The sequence below is a fragment of the Leisingera sp. S232 genome (genome assembly GCF_049800895.1).
Taxonomy (GTDB): Bacteria; Pseudomonadota; Alphaproteobacteria; order Rhodobacterales; family Rhodobacteraceae; genus Leisingera.
Genome location: NZ_JBNAFX010000002.1, coordinates 22,414 through 38,913, shown reverse-complemented (window position 1 = coordinate 38,913; position 16,500 = coordinate 22,414). Strand labels below are relative to the sequence as shown.

The following is a 16,500-nucleotide window of genomic DNA, read 5'->3' as shown; positions in this document are numbered from 1 at the left end:
GCCTCTGTGCGCCGGCGGAGCAGCGAAAAACTCCGCAGCAAGGTCAGCATTGCTGACCCAGCCAGCAGAAGGACAATGGATATGAGCGAATTGCAGGGACAATGCATATGCGGCGCGGTGACGGTCACCGCCACGCCTGCGCGCGCGTCTATTTCCGCCTGCCATTGCGAAATGTGCCAGCGGTGGGCCAGTGGCCCATACCTCAGCTTTCAGGCTGCCAGCGGTTATGCGGCACTTGGGCCAGTGCAGACCTATGAGTCCTCGGGCTGGGCGGAGCGCGCGTTTTGCGGAAAATGCGGATCGGCGCTGTGGTACCGGATGACCGCAGGAGAACATAAGGGCCAGACGCAGATGTCGGCGGGCCTGTTTGAAAACGCAGGCGGCAACGAGTTGCGCCTGGAACTTTACATCGACAAAAAGCCAGCGGGCTATGCGTTCGACTGCGACAGCCGAAAACTGACCGGCGCTGACGTGATCGAGATGTTTGCCCCCTCCGTAGAAGGAACCAGCCAATGACCAAATATGATGCCGATTGGGTGCGGGCCGAGGAAGCCAAGCGCAAATGGATGGCTGAGAACGGCCTGTACTCCGAGGCGGAAGAGCACTCTTCCTGTGGTGTGGGTCTTGTGGTCTCAATTGACGGCAATGCCAGCCGCAAGGTGGTTGAGGCCGGCATTGACGCGCTGAAGGCGATCTGGCACCGCGGCGCGGTGGATGCCGACGGCATGACCGGCGACGGCGCAGGCATCCATGTGCAGATCCCGGTTCCGTTCTTTTATGATCAGATCCGCCGTACCGGCCACGAACCGCGTCAGGATGAGCTGATGGCAGTGGGTCAGGTGTTCCTGCCGCGCACGGATTTCGGCGCCCAGGAAAGCTGCCGGACCATAGTCGAAACCGAAGTGCTGCGCATGGGCTATTCCATCTATGGCTGGCGCCATGTGCCGGTGGATGTGACCTGTCTGGGTGAAAAGGCCAATGCGACCCGGCCTGAGATCGAGCAGATCCTGATTTCCAACGCCAAAGGCGTGGACGAGGAAACCTTTGAGCGGGAACTTTATGTGATCCGCCGCCGGGTTGAAAAGGCGGCCAATGCAGCCGCCATTTCAGGCCTGTATATCGCATCTCTGTCCTGCCGCTCGATCATCTACAAAGGGATGATGCTGGCAGAACAGGTGGCTGTGTTCTACCCGGACCTGATGGATGATCGCTTTGAGTCCGCCTTTGCGATCTATCACCAGCGTTACTCCACCAACACTTTCCCGCAGTGGTGGCTGGCGCAGCCGTTCCGAATGCTGGCCCATAACGGCGAGATCAACACGCTGAAGGGCAACCTGAACTGGATGAAAAGCCATGAAATCCGCATGGCGAGCGCGACCTTTGGCGACCATGCCGAGGATATCAAGCCGATCGTGCCAGGGGGTGCGTCGGACTCGGCTGCGCTGGACGGTGTGTTCGAAGTTCTGGTGCGCGCGGGCCGTTCGGCCCCGATGGCAAAAACCATGCTGGTGCCGGAAAGCTGGTCCAAGCAGGCGGTAGAGCTGCCGCAGGCCTGGCGCGACATGTATTCCTACTGCAACTCGGTGATGGAACCCTGGGATGGTCCTGCGGCGCTGGCCATGACCGACGGCCGCTGGGTCTGCGCGGGGCTGGACCGCAACGGTCTGCGCCCGATGCGTTATGTGGTGACTGGCGACGGGCTGGTGATTGCCGGATCCGAGGCCGGCATGGTGCCGATCGACGAGGCCACCGTGGTCGAAAAGGGAGCGCTGGGCCCGGGTCAGATGCTGGCTGTCGATATGAAGAAGGGCAAACTGTACAACGACACCAAAATCAAGAACAAGCTGGCCAAGGCGCTGCCTTTTGGTGACTGGGTCAAGCGGATCAACGATCTGGATACCACTCTGGCCAGTGCCACCGAACAGTCCTTGTTCAGCGGCGAGGAACTGCGTCGTCGCCAGGTGGCCGCAGGTTATACCGTCGAGGAACTGGAGCAGATTCTGGCGCCGATGGCTGAGGACGGCAAGGAATCGCTGGCCTCGATGGGGGACGACACCCCGTCGGCGGTCCTGTCCAAAATGTACCGCCCGCTGAGCCATTTCTTCCGCCAGAACTTTTCTCAGGTGACCAACCCGCCAATCGACAGCCTGCGCGAATTCCGGGTGATGTCGCTGAAGACCCGGTTCGGCAACCTGAAGAACGTGCTGGACGAAGACAGCAGCCAGACCGAGATCCTGGTGCTGGAAAGCCCCTTTGTCGGCAACACCCAATGGGACATGCTGATGGGGCAGATGAATGCGCCATTGGCCGAGATCGACTGTACCTTTGAACCTGGTCAGGGCAGCCTGAGCGCGGCGCTGGCGCGGGTGCGGGCCGAAGCCGAGGAAGCCGTGCGCTCCGGTGCCGGCCATATCGCGCTGACCGACCAGCGCTCTGGGGCAGGCAAAGTGGCGATGCCGATGATTCTGGCGACCTCTGCCGTGCATTCGCATTTGACCCGTAAGGGGCTGCGCACCTTCTGCTCGCTGAATGTCCGCTCCGCTGAATGTATCGACCCGCATTACTTTGCCGTGCTGATCGGCTGCGGCGCCACTGTGGTGAACGCCTATCTGGCCGAGGATTCGCTGGCTGACCGCATTGAGCGCGGCCTGCTGGACGGAACTTTGACCGAAAACGTCGCGCGCTACCGTGAAGCCATTGATCAGGGTCTGCTCAAGATCATGGCCAAGATGGGAATTTCGGTGGTGTCTTCCTATCGCGGCGGGTTGAATTTTGAGGCGGTGGGGCTGTCCCGCGCCATGTGTGCGGAATATTTCCCTGGCATGACCTCTCGTATTTCCGGGATCGGTGTGACCGGGATTCAGACCAAGGCGGAGGAAATCCACGCCAAGGCTTGGAACACCGCGGAAAACGTGCTGCCGATCGGTGGTTTCTACAAGGCGCGCAAGTCGGGTGAGACCCACGCCTGGGAGGCCACCAGCATGCATATGATGCAAATGGCCTGCAACAGAGCCTCATTTGAGCTGTGGAAGCAATATTCTGCCAAGATGCAATCGAACCCGCCGATCCATCTGCGCGATCTGCTGCATATCAAGCCGCTGGGTGATGCCGTGCCAATTGAGGAAGTGGAATCGATCACCTCGATCCGCAAGCGGTTTGTGACCCCGGGCATGTCGCTGGGCGCCCTGAGCCCCGAGGCGCACAAGACCCTGAACGTGGCAATGAACCGGATCGGCGCCAAGTCGGACTCGGGCGAGGGCGGTGAAGACCCGGCGCATTTCGTGCCGGAACCCAACGGCGACAACCCCTCTGCGAAGATCAAGCAAGTGGCATCGGGCCGTTTCGGTGTGACCGCGGAATACCTGAACCAGTGTGAAGAGCTGGAAATCAAGGTGGCCCAGGGCGCCAAGCCCGGAGAGGGGGGCCAGCTGCCGGGGATGAAGGTCACCGACCTGATTGCCCGTCTGCGCCACTCGACCAAGGGTGTGACCCTGATCTCGCCGCCGCCGCACCACGATATCTACTCGATCGAAGATCTGGCGCAGTTGATCTATGACCTGAAACAGATCAACCCGCGCTGCAAGGTGACGGTGAAGCTGGTGGCGTCCTCCGGCGTTGGTACCATTGCCGCGGGCGTGGCCAAAGCAAAGGCCGACATCATCCTGATCTCAGGCCACAATGGCGGTACCGGGGCTTCGCCTGCGACATCGATCAAATATGCGGGCCTGCCGTGGGAGATGGGCCTGACCGAGGCGCATCAGGTGCTGGCGATGAACAACCTGCGCGACCGGGTGACGCTGCGGACCGATGGTGGTCTGCGCACTGGGCGCGATATTGTCATGGCTGCGATGCTGGGTGCCGAGGAATACGGCATTGGCACCGCGGCGCTGATCGCCATGGGCTGCATCATGGTGCGCCAGTGCCAGTCCAACACCTGCCCGGTTGGCGTTTGCACCCAGGACGAAGCGCTGCGCGGCAAGTTCACCGGCAATGCTGACAAGGTGGTGAACCTGATCACTTTCTATGCCCAGGAGGTGCGGGAAATCCTTGCCTCCATTGGTGCGCGGTCGCTGGACGAGGTTATTGGGCGCGCCGATCTTCTGGCGCAGGTGTCGCGCGGCTCTGCGCATCTGGATGATCTGGATCTCAACCCGTTGCTGATCACCGTCGATGGCGCAGCGGATATTGTCTATGATCGCGAAAAGGGCCGCAATGAGGTGCCGGACACGCTGGATGCAGAGATCGTGCGCGACGCGGCCCGCTTCCTGCAGGATGGCGAGAAAATGCAGCTGTCCTATGCGGTCCAGAACACCCACCGCACGGTTGGCACTCGCACCTCGAGCCATATTGTGCGCAACTTTGGCATGCGGAATTCCTTCCAGTCGGATCACCTGACGGTGAAGCTGCAGGGCTCAGCCGGTCAGGCGCTGGGCGCCTTTGCCGCACCGGGTTTGAAACTGGAAGTGTCAGGCGATGCCAACGATTATGTCGGCAAAGGCCTGTCGGGCGGCACCATCGTGGTGCGGCCGCCGCAGGTCAGCCCGTTGATGGCATCCGAGAACACCATTATCGGCAATACGGTCCTGTATGGTGCGACCGACGGCTACCTGTTTGCGGCCGGCCGTGCGGGCGAACGTTTTGCGGTCCGCAACTCGGGTGCATCGGTGGTGATCGAGGGCTGCGGTTCCAATGGCTGCGAGTATATGACCGGTGGTGTTGCGGTGATCCTGGGGTCGATTGGCGCCAACTTTGGCGCCGGTATGACCGGCGGCATGGCCTATCTTTATGATCCAGAACGCAAGGCTGAAACCGTGATGAACATGGAATCACTGGTGACCTGTCCGGTCACCGTGGCCCATTGGGAAGCGGAGCTGAAAGGTCTGATTGCTCGCCATCTGAACGAGACCGGCAGCCGCAAAGCTGCGGATATCCTGCAGAACTGGGATGTTGAGAAGGCGAACTTCCTGCAGGTCTGCCCAAAGGAGATGCTTGGCAAACTGCCGCATCCGGTGCTGCAGGAACAGGAAGCTGTTCCGGCAGAATAAGCCAGCCTAGAGACTTGTGAACACGCCCCGCAGGCAAATGCTTGCGGGGTTTTTCTTTTGGCGGTTGGTTCCCGGGGGGCTGCTGTCCTATAGAGGGGCATGGCAAAGGCAGTTGCAAAAAAGAAGAAAACCAAGAGCAGCAAGAAGACAGCGACGCTGAGATTTCAGCCGCTGCGCTGGCTGCGGCGCTGGGTGCTGCGGGCAGTGCTGACGGTTGCGGCGCTGTTCCTGTTTCTTGTTCTTTTGTATTCGGTGGTGAACCCGCCCATCACCCACACCATCTGGGCCGAACAGCGCCGATTGGGTGAAGTGGACCGGATGTGGGTGCCGCTGGACGAGATGGCCCCAGTGGTGGCGCGCTCAGTAGTGGCGGCGGAGGATGCGCAATTCTGCCGCCATTGGGGGTTCGATGCCCGTGCCATTCAGGCCGCGATTGCTGCCGGGGGCGCTCGTGGCGGGTCAACCATTTCGCAGCAGGTGGTAAAGAATGTGTTCCTGTGGCAGGGCCGCAGCTGGCCGCGCAAGCTGCTGGAAACCCTGCTGACCCCGTTGGTGGAGATTACCTGGAGCAAGCGGCGCATTCTGGAGGTCTACTTGAACGTGGCTGAAATGGATGAGGGCGTTTTCGGCGCCGAGGCTGCGGCGCGCAAGTATTTCGGGGTCGGTCCGGATGAGCTGACTGGGCGGCAGGCGGCACTGATTGCAGCTGTGCTGCCCAACCCCAAGGAGCGTTCGGCGCGCAGACCCAGCAAATTTCTGCAGCGCCGGGCAGCCCAGATCGCAGATGGGGCGGCCACCATCCGCGCAGACGGGCGGGCGGCCTGTTTCGAGGATTGAATCTTTGCTTCCGTCAAGGCATTGCTGGGGCAACCATTGTAAGTTTTCTGGAGACTTTCTGTAGCCATGGCGCGCCTATACCACGTTCCTCTGTCCCCCTACTGCCGCAAGGTGCGGCTGTCGCTGGCGGAAAAGAAAATCGAGGTTGAGCTGGTCGAGGAGCGCTATTGGGAGCAGGATCCGGATTTCCTGCGCCGCAACCCGGCCGCCAAGGTGCCGGTGATCCGGCTGGACGGGCAGATGATGGCCGAAAGCGCTGCGATTTGCGAATATCTGGAGGAAACCCGGCCTGAGCCGCCCCTGATGCCCAAGGATGCCGCGGCCCGATTCGAGGTGCGCCGGCTGGTCAGCTGGTTTGACGACAAATTCCACCATGAGGTGACTTCCAAGCTGCTTTACGAACGGGTGAACAAGAAGATCACCGGCGAGGGCTATCCCGACAGCCGCAACGTCAAGGCCGGGGCAAAGGCGATCAAGTACCATCTGGACTATATGGCCTGGCTTTTGGACCACCGGCGCTGGCTGGCTGGGGACATGATGACACTGGCAGATTTCGCCGCCGCAGCGCATCTGTCGGCGCTGGATTATATCTCGGATGTGGATTGGAACCGTTCGGCGGTGGTCAAGGACTGGTACGCCAAGATCAAGTCGCGGCCTGCCTTCCGCTCGATTCTGGCTGATCAGGTGCCGGGGTTCCGTCCACCGCCGCATTACACTGATCTGGATTTCTGATATCAACCGGGCAATGGGGCGCTGCCCCCGCGGCCCTGCAGGCCGCTCCCCCGGAGTATTTAGGCAAAGATGAAAGACGGGTCCGGCATCAAGGAGAAACTGGTGGCGCAGGCGCTGGCGGAGGGGTTTGTCTCTTGCCGGGTCTGTCGGCCGTGGGATGTGCCGCAGGTGCCTGGACGGCTGCAGGCATTTCTGGAGGCGGGTTATCACGGGCAGATGAGCTGGATGGAGGAGCGCAGCCATTGGCGGGGTGATCCGGCGCTGTTGTGGCCCGAGGCGCGCTCGGTGATCATGCTGGCCGAGAGCTACACGCCGGACGAGGATCCGATGACGGTGGTGGGGCAGGCGGACCGCGGCGCTGTGTCGGTCTATGCCCGCAACAAGGATTACCATGATCTGGTCAAGAAGCGGCTGAAGCGGCTGGCGCGCTGGCTGATTGCCGCGGCCGGTGAGGATTGTGAGGTGAAGGTCTTTGTCGATACCGCGCCGGTGCCAGAGAAGGCTTTGGGCCAGGCAGCTGGACTGGGCTGGCAGGGCAAGCATAGCAATCTGGTGAGCAGGGATTGGGGGAATTGGGCCTTTTTAGGGTCGGTTTTTACCACGTTGGAGTTGCCAGCGGATAAGTCAGAGAGGGACCGTTGCGGCTCTTGTCGGGCCTGTCTGGACAGCTGCCCGACCGATGCTTTTCCGGCGCCTTATCAGGTTGATGCGCGGCGTTGCATTTCCTACCTAACGATTGAGCACAAGGGACCTGTGGAAGAGAAGCTGCGTAGCAAGCTGGGAAACCGGATCTACGGCTGCGACGACTGTCTGGCTGCCTGCCCCTGGAACAAGTTTGCGGTGGCGGCCAGCGACATGCGTTATGCCGCGCGGGAGGAGTTGAAGGCGCCGAAGCTGGCGGAGCTTGCGGTGCTGGATGATGGGGCATTCCGGGAGAAGTTTTCCGGCTCGCCGATCAAGCGCATCGGGCGCGCCCGCCTTGTGCGCAATGTGCTGTACGCCATTGGCAATTCTGGCCTGCCGGACCTGCGGGAAGTGGCGCAGGGGCTGACGGAAGATCCCGATCCGGCGGTGGCGGATGCGGCGCGATGGGCGGTTCAACGGCTTTGGTGACGCAAACAGGATGGACGGGCCGCAAATAGGCGTTACACCCGGTCCGGCGAACAGACTTTGAAGGGGATGGGCATGGCGTTGCTGCTGGGTGTGGACACGGGCGGAACCTATACGGATGCGGTGCTGATCCGCGACGAGAAGGAGGTGATTGCCTCTGCCAAGTCGCTGACCACACGTCAGGATCTGGCGATTGGCGTTGGTGGGGCAATCCGGGCGGTGCTGGATCAGTCCGGGGTGCAGCCACAGCAGGTTTCGCTGGCGGCACTTTCCACCACTTTGGCCACTAATGCGCTGGTCGAGGGGCAAGGCGGCCGAGTGGCACTGATCTATATCGGTTTCAATGAGGCGGATCTGGACCGGCACGGGCTGCAGGATGCGCTGAAGGGCGATCCTGCACTGGTGATTGCCGGTGGCCACACCCATGCCGGCAGTGAAGCCACGCCCTTGGACACGGAAGCGCTGGAGATGTTCCTGCGCACCGAAGGGCAGGGGGTAACGGGTTTTGCGGTGGCCAGTGTTTTTGCCACCCGCAATCCGGCGCATGAGGTGGAGGCCGCCCGGATCATTCACGAGATGACCGGCGCGCCGGCCACCTGCTCGCACCAGCTGTCAGCCAAGCTGAATGGACCCAAGCGGGCGGTGACAGCGGTGCTGAATGCGCGGTTGATCGGCATGATCGACCGATTGATCGGCCGGGCGCAGGACACTCTGCGCGACCTGGGGATCGAGGCGCCGATGATGGTGGTGCGCGGCGACGGTGCGCTGATGAGCGGTGAGCAGGCGCGGGAGCGGCCGATTGAGACGATTCTTTCAGGGCCTGCGGCTTCGATCGTGGGCGCGCGCTGGATGACCGGGGCAGATCATGCGCTGGTCAGCGACATTGGCGGCACCACGACGGATGTGGCGCTGATCAAGGACGGCAAGCCAGCGATTGATCCCGCGGGCGCGCGGGTCGGTGCATTTCGCACCATGGTTGAGGCGGTGGCAATGCGCACCACCGGTTTGGGCGGTGATAGTCAGGTGCATCTGAACACCAGCGGGCTTTCTGGCGGGCTGACATTGGGGCCGCGACGGGTGGTGCCAGTGTCGCTGATTGCCGCCGACTCGCCAGAGTTGGTGCATGCGGCACTGGATGAACAGCTACGCAATTCGACGGTAGGCGAATTTGACGGGCGCTTTGTACGGGCTGTGCCGGGTGTGCCGGTGGCGGGCCTGAGCGAGCGCGACGCCGGGCTGCTGGCGCGGATCGGAATGCAGGTGCATCCCTTGGGGCAGATCCTGCGTACCCGGATGGAGCATGGTTCGCTGAACCGGCTGGTGGACCGCGGGCTGGTACAGGTTTCGGGGGTGACGCCGTCGGACGCCAGCCACGTGTTGGGCCGGGTTGATGCCTGGGACCGGGAGGCGGCAGAAAAGGCGCTGACGCTGTTTGCTCGTCGCCGGGTGGGCAGCGGCGATATGGCGGCCAGAGATGCAGAAATACTGGCGCAGATGATCATTGATCAGCTGACGGAGCAGACCGCTTTGACCCTGTTAGAGTCTGTTTTTGCGGAAGAGGTCGAGGATTTCGGTTTGCCGGCCGATCAGCTGGCACGGCATGTGCTGCTGCAGAGGGGGCTGGTCAAGCACCGTGGACTGCTGTCGCTGGATGCATCGTTGAATGTGGATGTGGTGGGATTGGGTGCCTCCGCCCCCAGTTACTACCCTGCGGTGGGTGCGCGGCTGCATTGCAACATGATCCTGCCGGAGCATGCAGGTGTTGCCAATGCCATCGGCGCGGTGGTGGGGCGTGTGACCATGCGGCGCAGCGGCACTGTGACCTCTCCGTCTGAGGGCAAATACCGAGTGCATCTGGAGAGTGGGCCGAAGGATTACCAGGACCCAGACGAGGCTCTGGCGGCGCTGGAGGTAGCGCTGACGGATGGGGCGCGCGGCGCGGCGGAAGACGCCGGTGCCGAGGATATCCACGTGCATGTGGAGAGGGATATCCGCACAGCGCAGGTGGAATCGCGGGAGGTCTTTGTGGAAGGCACGCTGACGGTGGAAGCCAGCGGGCGGCCACGAGTGGCGCACGATTGACCGTGTTTCAGGCAAGCGGGTTCTCTACGAGAACCCGCGGCCTCCGGCGGGGGTATTTCTGACCAGAAAGAAGCGCCGGGGTTTGAATTGCGCTGGAAATGTAAAGCCCCGTCTGAGGGCGGGGCTGAAAACAGCTTGGTTAGAGCCTATTCTGTGGCGGCGTCGCGTTTTGGCAGCACCCAATCGGGGCGCGCGAAATGGCAGGTGTAGCCATTGGGAAGGCGTTGCAGATAATCCTGATGCTCGGGCTCGGCTTCCCAGAAATCGCCAACCGGCTCCAGTTCGGTGATCACCTTGCCGGGCCAGAGCCCAGAGGCGTCGACATCGGCGATGGTGTCGAGGGCCACCTGTTTCTGGGTCTCGTCTGCGTAGTAGATCGCCGATCGGTAGCTGGCGCCGAGGTCGTTGCCCTGACGGTTCGGCGTGGTCGGATCGTGGATCTGGAAGAAGAACTCCAGCTGTTCCCGAAAGGTCGTGGTGGCAGGGTCAAAAATGATCTCGATCCCTTCGGCATGGGTGCCGTGATTCTTGTAGGTGGCATTGGGCACATCGCCGCCGGTGTAGCCGACGCGGGTGCTGATGATGCCGGGGCGTTTGCGGATCAGCTCCTGCATGCCCCAGAAACAGCCGCCTGCCAGGACGGCGCGTTCGGTGCTGCTCATTTCACGACCTCCACTTGGTTGATGTAGGCGCCATAGCCTTCGGCCTCCATGTCGTCCAGATGCACAAAGCGCAGGGAGGCGGAGTTGATGCAGTAGCGCAGGCCGCCGCGGTCCGTCGGTCCGTCCGGGAACACATGGCCCAGATGGCTGTCGCCATGGGTCGAACGGACCTCGGTGCGGATCATGCCGAGGGCGCGATCTTCCAGTTCCTGGATATGCGCGGGCTCAATTGGCTTGGTGAAACTGGGCCAGCCGCAGCCGGATTCATATTTGTCGGAGGAGGCAAACAGCGGCTCGTCCGAAACGATGTCGACGTAGATGCCCGGTTCCTTGTTGGAGAGCAGCTTGCCGGTGCCGGGGCGTTCGGTGCCGGAATTCTGAGTGACGTAGAATTCTTCTTCTGAAAGGGCGGCAATGGCGTCCGGGTTTTTGAAGTATTTGGTCATGATGTCCTCCCGCCTGTTCGTATGTGCTGCAGAACATGGGGTCTGGGTGTGAAAATGCAAATCTTGTTACAGGCGGCTCGCAAAGCCGTGTAACGGGGGCCGGTCAGGCGGTAAAGGCGCTGGCCAGATCGCCGGGCAGATCGAATTCTCGCAGCACCCGGGCGCGGGCGTCAGCGGACATTTTGCGGGCGGTCTTTTCGACGATGCGCTGGACCTTGTCGCCTGGGTGTTTGGCGGCGAAGGGGGCAAAGTACCATTTCAGGAAGACAAAGCAGATGATGTCTTCCAGCGCCTGCACCTGGTCATCCCGTTTGATGCCTTCCTTGCGCAGCATGCGGGCGGCGGCGTCAGTGTCTGCAGCGCTGTAACCTGCTTTCTGCATCAGCTGGGTGACGACTTCGGCATGGTGCTCCGCCTCGGCCTTGCGCCAGGCAAGATAGCCGGTGCGGCCTTCGGGGTAGGTGCTGCGCTCCAGCTTCCAGCGTTCCACATGCTGACCACGGGCAGCGATCTGCAGTGGCTCCGATGCGTCCGGGTACAGGCGTTCCTGTTCCGCGCTCATCCGCTGCCCGTAGATCAGCGCGGCGGGCTGGCCGTCTTCCTGTGCGGGGTCCTTGGCATTGGCGGCGTCAATGGCTGCCAGCACTTGGGTCAGTTGCGCGCTCATGCCGCGTCCTCCTGCTAAGTCGTTGAAACGCAGGTTACGCTCTTAACGCGACGGGTTGCAACGGGGCCGCGCCGCGGCAGCGGCGCCGGGCCCAAGGGGCAGGGGCGGGCGTTAGCCCGGACTTGCCGCGCGGGAGGGCTTGGTCTGCGGGTTTCCGGTCTGGCGGGCCAGCTGCACGGCGAGAATGCCGCCAGTGACGATGGCCACGCCCAAAAGATCGAGCGGCCCCAGCTTTTCGCCCAGCAGGACACTGGCAACCGCTACGCCGAACACCGGGTTCAGGAAGTGAAAGGTGGCGGCGCGCACCGCACCGATGCGGTTCAGGAGCAGCACCCAGATGAAGGTGGCCATCAGTCCCGGCACGATGGTGGTGTAGGCGAACGCCGCAGCCAGACGCCAGGTGGGGATGACGAATATCTCCTCTGTCAGCGGTGCGGCGGCAAACAGAATGGCAGAGCCTACCAGCATCTGAAGGCCGACGACCATCATGAAGTTGCCGCCTGACGTTGCACCGCGCAGGGCAAGCGTTGCAGTGGTCAGAGCAAGCACGCCGATCACGCAAAGACCGACGCCAAGCATGTCCACCCCGGCGCTGAGGCGTGTGCCCATGATCATCCCGACACCCAGAACGCCCGCTGCCAGCCCAGCGTAGCCCAGGGGCCGCAACCGTTCGCCAAACAGCATCCAGCCGACCAGCGCCACCAGGAGCGGCATGGTGGAGGCGATGATGGCGGCGAGAGAGGCCTCGATCCATTGCATGGCAACGAAGTTGAGGCCGAGATAGAGCGCATTCTGGCAGAGGCCGAAAATCACCGTGGCACGCCATTGCCCCGGTGTCAGTCGCCAAGTCTGACCCATGGCGCGCGCAATAGCGACGCCGATCAGGCCGGAGATCAGGAACCGGACCGCCAGCGAGAACAGCGGCGAGGCGTCCTGGACGATGATCCGGGCTGAGGTAAAGGCAGAAGACCACATCAGGGCAAAGGCAAGCCCCATGGCGATTGCGCGCGCATCCATCGTGAAATCCTTTCTCCCGCGGCAGAGCTTCGGGGAATTGCTGGATGAGTGCAAGCAATCTGGTTCGTTGCGCTGGCGGGCGAACTGTTGGCCGGGCTTGCGGGGCAAAAGAAAAGGGCCGCCCGCAGAGGGCAGCCCTGAAACCATCCGGAATATGTCCGGGATCAACCGTTCACGCTGTCTTTCAGCGCTTTGGCGATGGTCATTTTCACCACCTTGTCGGCTTCTTTGGTGAACTTCTCACCGGTGGCCGGGTTGCGCACTTCGCGCTCGGGGCGCTCGCGGCAGTAGATCTTGCCGACGCCCGGCAAAGTCACAGCACCGCCACCCGACACTTCGCGGGTGATCAGCGAACAGACCGCTTCCAGAGCGGAGCCTGCGACTTTCTTGTCGCTGCCCATTTCTTCGGCCAGAGCGGCAACAAGCTGGGTTTTGGTCATCGGTTTGGACATTCTTCGTCTCCTTAAACTGCCCGAACTGTGGGGCCTCATTGCGGGACATTATCGTTATGTTGTGGCATAACACAACTTCTTGAGTGCGCAGAGCAGGCAAAAAGGGGCATTTTTTCTAGGAAATTCGCGAAAACCGGCCTTAGAGGAAGGCTGTTTCGTCGAATGAGCGCAATTTCCGGCTGTGCAGGCGCTCCAATGGCATGCCACGCAGGCGTTCCATGGCTCTTATGCCGATTTGCAGATGCCGCGCAACCTGTGTCCGGTAGAAGTCTGATGCCATGCCCGGCAGCTTTAATTCTCCGTGCAGTGGCTTGTCCGAAACACACAGCAGCGTGCCGTAGGGGACCCGGAAGCGGTAGCCATTGGCAGCGATGGTGGCGCTTTCCATATCTAGCGCCACAGCGCGGGACTGGCTTAGGCGTTGCACCGGGCCGGACTGGTCGCGCAGCTCCCAGTTGCGGTTGTCGATGGTGGCGACGGTGCCGGTGCGCATGATCCGCTTGAGGTCGAAGCCTTCATATTCGGTGATCTCTGCGACGGCTTCCTCCAGTGCGACCTGGATTTCCGCCAGCGCCGGGATCGGGGTCCAGACCGGCAGGTCATCATCCAGCACATGATCGTCCCGCAGATAGCCATGCGCTAGCACGAAATCCCCAAGCGCCTGGGTGTTGCGCAGACCGGCGCAATGGCCGACCATCAGCCAGGCGTGCGGACGCAGAACTGCGATGTGGTCGGTGGCAGTTTTGGCGTTGGACGGGCCGACACCGATGTTGACCAGGGTGATGCCGCTCCCGTCTGCCCGCTTCAGGTGATAGGTGGGCATTTGCGGCAGCTTGCTGACGTCCGGGATCTCAGCCGCCGGATCGGTGATCACGTGGTCGCCGGTGCTGACAAAACCGGTGTAGCCGCTCGTCGGATCAGCCAGCTGCGCACGGGCATAGGCTTCGAACTCTGCCACGTAAAACTGGTAGTTCGTGAACAGAACGTGGTTCTGGAAATGTTCGGCACTGGTTGCGGTGTAATGGTTGAGCCGGGCCAGAGAATAGTCGATGCGCTGGGCTGTGAACAACGCGAGCGGGCCGGTGCCGTTGGCGGATTGGTAGGTGCCATTGACGATGTCGTCGTTGGTTGTGGACAGGTCCGGAACGTCGAAAACATCGCGCAGAGTGAAGCCTGCAGCACCATCCTGAGGCACGCTCAGGTCGGGCCGAGAGGCCACCGCAAAATGAACCGGTATCGGCGTGTCCGAGACCGCAATGGTCACTGGCTGGCCGTGGTTGCGTATCAACAGGGAGATTTGCTGAATCAGGTAATTCCGGAACAGATCGGGCCGCGTCACCGTGGTGGCATAGGTGCCGGGCGATGACACATGGCCAAAGCTGAGACGGCTGTCCACCTGCGCAAAACTGGAGGTGGAGAAGCGGATTTCCGGGTAATAGGCCCGGATGCGCTGGTTGCCCGGGGCGCCGTCCGCCATTGCCCGAACAAATTCATCACAGAGAAAACCAGTCGCCTGATTATAAAGCAGTTCCAGCCGCTCCACTGCCTTGGTGGCATCATTGAAAACTTCGTCGGCCGGGTGCCCCGGGTGTTTTGTTGTTATCATTGCGCGGCCTCAATCACCGGAATTTTCTGAAAGGTACGGACATCGACAAGGCCCAGGTCGGAAATCCTGAGTTCCGGGATCACGACCAGTGCCAAAAGCGAATGCTGCATATAAGCGTTGTTCAGACTGCAGCCGCTGGCCTGCATTGCCCCGCCCAGCTGTTCGGCTTTGGCGGCGACATCTGTGGCGGGGCTGTCGGACATCAGGCCAGCAATTGGCAGTTCGACCAGCGCCTGCTCCGCGCCCTCGCAGAACAGGGTGACGCCGCCGCCGACTTCGGCCAGGCGGTTGGCTGCCAGCGCCATCTGTTCGCGGTCGGTGCCGACCACGATCATATGGTGGCTGTCATGTGCCACGGTGGAGGCCATGGCCATTTTACCGGTATAGCCAAAGCCTGAGACAAAGGCATTGGTGACGCCGCCAGTGCCGCGGTGGCGTTCGACCAGGGCAATTTGGCAGACCTCACTTGTACCCTCGACCAGTCCGTCCTGCACCGGCAGTTCAGCCTGCAGTGCCTTGGTCGGTGCCTGATTTTCGACCACGCCAATCACATTTGCGGTGACCACATTGGCGCCCTCGGGCGCGGCCAGCTCAAAGTTCTTGGCTGTCAGTTCTTTCCCCAGATGCACCGTGCCACGGGCACTGGCGGGCCAGTCAAAATGCGGGCAATCCACCTTGATAGAGCCTGATTCTGCCACGATCCGGCCACGGGCAATAACCACCTCGATTGGCAGTTCACGCAGGTCGGAGGTCAGGATCACATCAGCGCGCCGTCCGGGGGTGATCGAGCCGATCTCGCGCTCCAGCCCGAAATGGGTGGCGGTGTTGATGGTCGCCATCTGCAAGGCAACCACCGGATCACAGCCGCAGGCGATGGCATGGCGCACCACCCGGTTCATATGGCCGTCATTGACCAGTGTGCCAGAGTGGCAATCATCGGTGCACAGAATGAAACTGCGTGGGTCCAGACCTTTTTCAGTGACGGCAGTGATCTGGCTTTCGATATCGTACCAGGCAGAGCCCAGCCGCATCATCGAGCGCATCCCCTGGCGCACCCGGGCGATGGCGTCGGCTTCGCAGGTGCCCTCGTGATCGTCTGCCGGGCCGCCGGCCACATAGGCAGCGAAATCCGGACCCAAATCAGGGGAGGCGTAATGGCCACCTACGGTTTTTCCCGCCCGTTGGGTCGCGGCAATTTCGGCCAGCATCTTGGGGTCGGCACCTGCAACACCGGGGAAGTTCATCATCTCGCCCAGCCCGATGATGCCGGGCCATTCCATCGCCTCCGCCACATCTTCGGGGGTGATTTCATGGCCGGTGGTTTCCAGACCCGGCGCCGACGGCGCGCAGCTGGGCATCTGGGTGAATATATTGACCGGCTGCATCAGCGCCTCATCATGCATATAGCGCACGCCGTCCAGACCCAGCACATTGGCGATCTCATGCGGGTCTGTGAACATCGAAGTGGTGCCATGCGGGATCACCGCGCGGGCAAATTCCGCGGGCGTCAGCATGCCGCTCTCAATATGCATATGTGCGTCGCACAGGCCGGGGATCATGTAGCGGCCCTTGGCCTCGATGATCTGCGTGTCTGGGCCGGTGCAATAAGAGGCATCAGGCCCGACGTAGGCGATGCGCCCGGCCACAATGGCAATATCATGGGCGGGCAGCTGCTCGCGGGTGTGAACATTGACCCAGATCCCCTGCCGGATCACCACGTCCGCAGGGGCGCGGCCGGCAGCAACATCAATAAGTTTCGGGGCGGAGTCGGGCCAGCTCGGAAAAATGTTTTCTGACATAATCCAATTGTTCCGATTGCGGGCGGGAAGGCAAGCGGATTGCCG

At 61.8% G+C, this 16,500-nt stretch carries 13 protein-coding genes; 6 read left to right on the top strand and 7 right to left on the bottom strand.

Annotated features, from left to right (window positions below; genetic code table 11):
• Window positions 1-81 precede the first annotated feature (81 nt).
• The 6 genes from ACP151_RS01710 (at window position 82) to ACP151_RS01685 (ending at window position 9,806) form a co-directional block, all read left to right on the top strand.
• On the top strand, window positions 82-516 hold the full coding sequence (locus ACP151_RS01710; protein ID WP_424977106.1) for a GFA family protein: 435 nt from the start codon (window positions 82-84) through the stop codon (window positions 514-516).
• Window positions 513-5,045, top strand: a complete 4,533-nt coding sequence (gene gltB, locus ACP151_RS01705) for a glutamate synthase large subunit (protein ID WP_424977105.1) — start codon at window positions 513-515, stop codon at window positions 5,043-5,045. The genes ACP151_RS01710 and gltB overlap by 4 nt, the downstream gene beginning before the upstream one ends.
• A 99-nt stretch (window positions 5,046-5,144) precedes the next feature.
• Window positions 5,145-5,882, top strand: coding sequence for a monofunctional biosynthetic peptidoglycan transglycosylase (gene mtgA, locus ACP151_RS01700; protein ID WP_424977104.1), 738 nt, complete (start codon window positions 5,145-5,147; stop codon window positions 5,880-5,882).
• A 66-nt stretch (window positions 5,883-5,948) separates the two neighbouring features.
• Window positions 5,949-6,614 carry a glutathione S-transferase family protein gene (locus tag ACP151_RS01695; protein ID WP_424977103.1) on the top strand — a complete coding sequence of 222 codons (666 nt, stop codon included), beginning with the start codon at window positions 5,949-5,951 and terminating at the stop codon, window positions 6,612-6,614.
• 69 nt (window positions 6,615-6,683) lie between these two features.
• The gene (queG, locus tag ACP151_RS01690; protein ID WP_424977102.1) at window positions 6,684-7,727 is read left to right on the top strand and encodes a tRNA epoxyqueuosine(34) reductase QueG; all 1,044 of its coding nucleotides are present in this window, start codon (window positions 6,684-6,686) and stop codon (window positions 7,725-7,727) included.
• Window positions 7,728-7,799: 72 nt separating this feature from the next.
• Window positions 7,800-9,806, top strand: a complete 2,007-nt coding sequence (locus ACP151_RS01685; RefSeq protein WP_424977101.1) for a hydantoinase/oxoprolinase N-terminal domain-containing protein — start codon at window positions 7,800-7,802, stop codon at window positions 9,804-9,806.
• 146 nt (window positions 9,807-9,952) lie between these two features.
• Here the strand turns inward: ACP151_RS01685 and msrA are convergent, their stop codons facing one another.
• The 7 genes from msrA to ade form a co-directional block, all read right to left on the bottom strand.
• The gene (msrA, locus tag ACP151_RS01680) at window positions 9,953-10,468 is read right to left on the bottom strand and encodes a peptide-methionine (S)-S-oxide reductase MsrA (RefSeq protein ID WP_424977100.1); all 516 of its coding nucleotides are present in this window, start codon (window positions 10,466-10,468) and stop codon (window positions 9,953-9,955) included.
• Complete coding sequence (gene msrB, locus ACP151_RS01675) at window positions 10,465-10,914, bottom strand: peptide-methionine (R)-S-oxide reductase MsrB (RefSeq protein WP_424977099.1); 450 nt, start codon at window positions 10,912-10,914, stop codon at window positions 10,465-10,467. Before msrB ends, msrA begins: the two co-directional genes overlap by 4 nt.
• 103 nt (window positions 10,915-11,017) lie before the next feature.
• Complete coding sequence (locus ACP151_RS01670) at window positions 11,018-11,581, bottom strand: DUF4202 domain-containing protein (RefSeq protein ID WP_424977098.1); 564 nt, start codon at window positions 11,579-11,581, stop codon at window positions 11,018-11,020.
• A gap of 111 nt (window positions 11,582-11,692) precedes the next feature.
• Window positions 11,693-12,598, bottom strand: coding sequence for a DMT family transporter (locus ACP151_RS01665; protein WP_424977097.1), 906 nt, complete (start codon window positions 12,596-12,598; stop codon window positions 11,693-11,695).
• 164 nt (window positions 12,599-12,762) lie between these two features.
• Window positions 12,763-13,050, bottom strand: a complete 288-nt coding sequence (locus ACP151_RS01660) for an HU family DNA-binding protein (RefSeq protein ID WP_019297532.1) — start codon at window positions 13,048-13,050, stop codon at window positions 12,763-12,765.
• A 139-nt stretch (window positions 13,051-13,189) separates the two neighbouring features.
• Entirely contained in the window at window positions 13,190-14,656 is a 1,467-nt protein-coding gene (locus ACP151_RS01655; RefSeq protein ID WP_424977096.1) for an AMP nucleosidase, read from the bottom strand.
• Window positions 14,653-16,455: an adenine deaminase gene (gene ade, locus ACP151_RS01650; protein ID WP_424977095.1), complete on the bottom strand. Its 1,803-nt coding sequence runs from the start codon at window positions 16,453-16,455 to the stop codon at window positions 14,653-14,655. The genes ACP151_RS01655 and ade overlap by 4 nt, the downstream gene beginning before the upstream one ends.
• Window positions 16,456-16,500 lie beyond the last annotated feature (45 nt).

Excerpts from the sequence above, each read along its gene's own strand:
- ACP151_RS01710 (WP_424977106.1), top strand. The coding sequence starts at position 82 with ATGAGCGAATTGCAGGGACAATGCATATGCGGCGCGGTGACGGTCACC.
- gltB (WP_424977105.1), top strand. The coding sequence starts at position 513 with ATGACCAAATATGATGCCGATTGGGTGCGGGCCGAGGAAGCCAAGCGC.
- mtgA (WP_424977104.1), top strand. The coding sequence starts at position 5,145 with ATGGCAAAGGCAGTTGCAAAAAAGAAGAAAACCAAGAGCAGCAAGAAG.
- ACP151_RS01695 (WP_424977103.1), top strand. The coding sequence starts at position 5,949 with ATGGCGCGCCTATACCACGTTCCTCTGTCCCCCTACTGCCGCAAGGTG.
- queG (WP_424977102.1), top strand. The coding sequence starts at position 6,684 with ATGAAAGACGGGTCCGGCATCAAGGAGAAACTGGTGGCGCAGGCGCTG.
- ACP151_RS01685 (WP_424977101.1), top strand. The coding sequence starts at position 7,800 with ATGGCGTTGCTGCTGGGTGTGGACACGGGCGGAACCTATACGGATGCG.
- msrA (WP_424977100.1), bottom strand. The coding sequence starts at position 10,468 with ATGAGCAGCACCGAACGCGCCGTCCTGGCAGGCGGCTGTTTCTGGGGC.
- msrB (WP_424977099.1), bottom strand. The coding sequence starts at position 10,914 with ATGACCAAATACTTCAAAAACCCGGACGCCATTGCCGCCCTTTCAGAA.
- ACP151_RS01670 (WP_424977098.1), bottom strand. The coding sequence starts at position 11,581 with ATGAGCGCGCAACTGACCCAAGTGCTGGCAGCCATTGACGCCGCCAAT.
- ACP151_RS01665 (WP_424977097.1), bottom strand. The coding sequence starts at position 12,598 with ATGGATGCGCGCGCAATCGCCATGGGGCTTGCCTTTGCCCTGATGTGG.
- ACP151_RS01660 (WP_019297532.1), bottom strand. The coding sequence starts at position 13,050 with ATGTCCAAACCGATGACCAAAACCCAGCTTGTTGCCGCTCTGGCCGAA.
- ACP151_RS01655 (WP_424977096.1), bottom strand. The coding sequence starts at position 14,656 with ATGATAACAACAAAACACCCGGGGCACCCGGCCGACGAAGTTTTCAAT.
- ade (WP_424977095.1), bottom strand. The coding sequence starts at position 16,455 with ATGTCAGAAAACATTTTTCCGAGCTGGCCCGACTCCGCCCCGAAACTT.